Annotated in this window: 4 protein-coding genes and 1 pseudogene; 2 read left to right on the forward strand and 3 right to left on the reverse strand. The window is 63.3% G+C overall.

Features of this window, described 5'->3' with window-relative positions; translation table 11 throughout:
- Together HP499_RS21340 and HP499_RS21345 are read right to left on the reverse strand one after the other, a co-directional pair.
- Positions 1-740: ABC transporter substrate-binding protein (locus HP499_RS21340; RefSeq protein WP_172326117.1), on the reverse strand; the 740-nt coding region annotated here is incomplete at its 3' end.
- A gap of 44 nt (positions 741-784) precedes the next feature.
- Complete coding sequence (locus tag HP499_RS21345; RefSeq protein ID WP_172326118.1) at positions 785-1,609, reverse strand: ABC transporter ATP-binding protein; 825 nt, start codon at positions 1,607-1,609, stop codon at positions 785-787.
- A 103-nt stretch (positions 1,610-1,712) separates the two neighbouring features.
- On the opposite strand from HP499_RS21345, the gene arfB reads away from it, so the two are divergent.
- The gene (gene arfB, locus HP499_RS21350; protein ID WP_172326119.1) at positions 1,713-2,132 is read left to right on the forward strand and encodes an alternative ribosome rescue aminoacyl-tRNA hydrolase ArfB; all 420 of its coding nucleotides are present in this window, start codon (positions 1,713-1,715) and stop codon (positions 2,130-2,132) included.
- Here the strand turns inward: arfB and HP499_RS21355 are convergent.
- Positions 2,086-2,562, reverse strand: a complete 477-nt coding sequence (locus HP499_RS21355) for a nuclear transport factor 2 family protein (protein WP_253951731.1) — start codon at positions 2,560-2,562, stop codon at positions 2,086-2,088. The genes arfB and HP499_RS21355 overlap by 47 nt on opposite strands.
- A gap of 163 nt (positions 2,563-2,725) precedes the next feature.
- On the opposite strand from HP499_RS21355, the pseudogene HP499_RS21360 reads away from it, so the two are divergent.
- Positions 2,726-4,245 (forward strand): annotated as a pseudogene (locus HP499_RS21360) (ABC transporter); the annotation flags it as partial.

Raw genomic sequence — 4,245 nt, forward strand, 5'->3', positions numbered from 1 at the left:
TAGGCCGGATCGCCTTCAACCGTCCAGGGGTTCACAAGGCCCAACTCAGTGTTGATGTCAGCCAGCAGTGAACCCTTGGTGAAGGGACGGATGGAGACCTTGCCGTCAGCAACCCAGCCGTCTGCGAACGCAACACGGGAACCGCCCAGGCCGGCCTTCTCGAGGTCAGCTTTGCCCTTGCTAACGGCGGCGTCGAACGCGGCGATGGCCTCGTCGGCTTTCTTCTCCGTGCCGGTTGCTTTGGCCACGAGCTTCAGGTTGTCCTCCGCCTGGGCGATCTGGCGGCTGCCATCGGCGGACTTCACCACCACCACGGGAGCGAGTTCTTCGAGCTGCTTGATCACGGGATCGGCCAGATCCGTGGTCGCAACGATCAGGTCCGGATCGAGGGAGGCAATGGTATCGAAGCTGGGCTCGTTGCGGGTTCCAATGTCGGTGGGAGTGCTGTCCAGTTTGCCTGCGGTGACCCAGGCGCTGTAGCCCTTCACGTCAGCCACGCCTACCGGCATGACACCGAGGGTGGTCAGGTTCTCCACGACGTTCCATTCGGTGCCGACCACGCGCTTGGCAGGGGCGTCGAGCTTAACTTCTGTTCCGCGGGCGTCGGTCACAGTGACCGGCCCTCCGGCGGCGGCACTGTTGGATGGCTGGCTGGCGGGCCCTTCAGTGGTTCCGCAACCGGTAAGCAGGACTGCCAAAGCGGCGGTGGCGGCGAGGGCCTTATGGATCTTCATGGACACAGGGGTCCCTTTCGTGTTGGGTGAATGACGTTCTTTGGCGGTGTTCAGCTGCCGCTGTGCCGGCCCACCGCGCGGGTGCGGAGCCGGCCGGTCAGCGGATCGGTGTGGGTGACAATGGGAATGGAGTAAACGTCACTGAGCAGTGCGGCATCGAGGGCTTGGTGCGCCGGTCCTGCAGCCGCTATGCGGCCCTCGGACAGCACCACTACGTGGTCGGCCAATGCTGCAGCCTCGTCGAGATCGTGCAGGACCACGCCAATGGCCACACCGTGGACCCGGGCGAGGTCGTACACCAGGTCAAAGATCTCCACCTTGTACCGGAGGTCCAGATGGTTGGTTGGTTCATCGAGCAGGAGTACCGAAGTGTCCTGGGCAAGGCAACTGGCCAGCCACACCCGCTGCAGTTGTCCGCCTGAGAGTTCCTGGACGCCACGACCGGCAAGTTCGGTGACACCTGTCAGTTCCATGGCGCGGTCAACGGCGGCAGGTCCCTCGGGATCGGCGGCACGCCATCGTCCCCGGTAGGGGTGGCGGCCGAACTCCACCACGTCTCGAACACTCAGGCCGTGCGGCACGGGCCTGCTCTGCGACAACAACGTCACGTGACGGGCAAAGTCACTGCGCTTCATCATCAGCGCGTCCGACGCCTCGCCGCCGTCAGCCCGGACCATCACGGTTCCGGAGGAAGCCTCATGTAATCGGGCGAGTGCCCGGAGCAAAGTCGACTTACCGCTGCCGTTGGGTCCCACCAGCGCAACGATGCGTCCCGGTTCAAGGCGGAGGCCGGCACCATGCACCACGTCCTTGTCCCCATAGCGGAGAACAAGGTCTGTGGCCTCGAGACCGGTGAGTTCGCTCAGTTCAATCACAAAATGAAAGATTAGCTTAGGCTTACCTAATTTCTAAAAACGTGTCGGAGCATGTCCAGCCACGGCAGAGCACGATTGATTCACAGCGTGCAAGGCTTGACCCATGGACTTGGAAATCTCCCCCACCGTGACGGTTCCGGCATCGGAATTGTCGTGGCGGTTTTCGCGTTCTTCGGGACCCGGCGGCCAGCATGTCAACACCACGGACAGCCGTGCCGAGCTCCGGTGGAACGTCGCACAGACCGCCGCACTGACAGAAGGGCAGCGCGAGCTGCTGCTCAGGAGGCTGGAACGGAAACTCGTTGATGGAGTCATCACCGTCACCGCCTCCGAGGAACGGTCACAACTGCGCAACCGCGAGATCGCGCTGGCCAAACTCGCCGGGATCGTCAGGGCAGGTCTTGTTCCTCAATCCGTTCGCCGTGCCTCCAAACCCACCCGCGGCTCAGCCAGGAGGCACCGGGCAGCCAAGGAACTCAGGTCAGCCACCAAACAACAACGACGCCGACCACCGGCTGAGTAACAACGATTGCGGGCGGTCCTGAGCCTGACCAGGCCTTACTGACCTCAACCCACTGCGCGCGCCACTCGGGAGCTGGGAAGGCGTCGCTCCAGTAGGCGGTTTCCTTGGCGATCCGGCCGTCGCGGAATTCGAAGATGAAGACTGTCTCAAAGGTAGGTCCGCCATAGTCCAGCAGAGCCTCAGCAGTCACCAGGTTGCCGCCGCTTAGGAGGCGGCGGGGCGTAATGGTGGGTAGTTCCGGGAAGGCGCCATAGATGGCCCTGCGGTTCTCCGCCCCGCGAACCACTTCCCCGGATTGGGGCCAATGCATCACGGCGTCGTCATGGAACAGCTCATCCATGACCTCGATATGGCGATCGTTGATGCAGTCGATCAGCCGCTTGACCACATTCTCGTTGGTGCGCTGTTCATCCAGGATTTCGTCAGCCATGATCCGCATTCTCCTCCTGGGGACCCTGTTGCACTACCCTCAACCACCACAGCAAAGCAACACCTGCCGGTAGGCGCGACTTCATCATTCCCGCCCCTTAGCTCCGGAGCTGGGAACCGGCCCCGCGAAGCGCCCGGATGCTAACGCCGATAGAGTCATAGGAATGGACAGCAAACTGACAATTTCCCCACAGCGCGATTTCGATGCGCCGGACGCGCCGTTTGCTGATCCCGGGGATGGCTTTGTAAAAGTCCGGGGGGCTCGGGAGAACAACCTTCGCTCCGTGGACGTGGATGTGCCCCGGGACGCAATCGTCGCATTCACCGGGGTCTCCGGCTCGGGAAAGTCATCCCTCGCCTTCGGTACCATTTATGCCGAGGCGCAGCGCCGCTACTTCGAGTCCGTGGCACCTTATGCGCGCCGACTCATCCAACAGGGCCATAATCCCAAGGTGCAGAGCATCACCGGGCTTCCACCCGCCGTCGCGCTTCAACAACGCCGCGGCACGGCCACTGCACGGTCCAGCGTAGGAACGGTCACTACCCTCTCGAACTCCCTTCGCATGCTGTTCTCCCGCGCTGGGCGCTATCCCGACGGCGCCGGCCAACTGGACTCTGATGCGTTCTCCCCCAATACCGCCGCCGGGGCCTGCCCGGAGTGCCACGGCCTGGGCGTAGCGCACACCGTCAGCGAAACGACCCTGGTGCCCGATCCCTCGCTGAGCATCCGCGACGGTGCCATCGCAGCGTGGCCCGGCGCATGGCAAGGCAAGAACCTCCGGGACATCCTCAGCCATCTGGGTTATGACGTGGATACGCCGTGGAAGAAGCTGGCCCGGAAGGACCGCGATTGGATCCTCTTCACCGAGGATCAGCCAGTGGTGGAAGTGACCCCGCAGCGTGACCGCGTCGCCAAGCCGTACAAGGGCCGGTTCTGGAGTGCCAGGAGCTACGTCCTCCACACCCTTGCGGACTCAAAGAGCACCACCATGCGTGACAGGGTGCTGCGCTTCATGGAGACGGGCCAGTGCCCCCGCTGCGAGGGCAGCGGCCTGCGGCCCGAGGCACTCGCCGTCACCTTCGCAGGAAAAACCATTGCTGAAATCAACGCCCTGCCAATGACCGACCTCGCCGAACTCATCAGGCCCACAGCCGGGCTCATCGGTGCCGGGACTGCTTCGCGCACCCAGACCACCGGCGAAGGCAATGAAGTGGCAGTCGCCATCACCCGGGACCTGCTCGCCAGGGTGACCGTGCTCCTGGAGCTTGGCCTGGGCTACCTGGCGCTGGGGCGGGCAACACCCACTCTGTCCCCTGGTGAGATGCAGCGGCTCAGGATCGCCACGCAACTGCGCTCAGGCCTGTTCGGCGTCATCTACGTGTTGGATGAACCGTCCGCAGGGCTACATCCAGCCGATGCAGAACCCTTGCTTGAAGTACTGAACCAACTCAAGGCATCCGGAAATTCCGTGTTCGTCGTGGAGCACAATATGAAGCTCGTCCAAGCAGCCGATTGGTTGGTGGACGTGGGCCCGCACGCCGGCGAGGGCGGCGGAGAGATCCTCTACAGCGGGCCTGTAGCCGGGCTGGAACAGGTGCAGGATTCGGTGACCCGGCCTTTCCTTTTCTCCGACGGCAGCAATGCACCCAAGGGCGGTCCGCGTTCCTGGGATAAGTCGCTAAC

It is taken from the genome of Paenarthrobacter sp. CM16 (genome assembly GCF_013179505.1).
Lineage (GTDB): Bacteria > Actinomycetota > Actinomycetes > Actinomycetales > Micrococcaceae > Arthrobacter.

Coding starts and splice junctions, on each gene's coding strand:
- arfB (WP_172326119.1), top strand. CDS start 1,713: ATGGACTTGGAAATCTCCCCCACCGTGACGGTTCCGGCATCGGAATTG.
- HP499_RS21355 (WP_253951731.1), bottom strand. CDS start 2,562: ATGGCTGACGAAATCCTGGATGAACAGCGCACCAACGAGAATGTGGTC.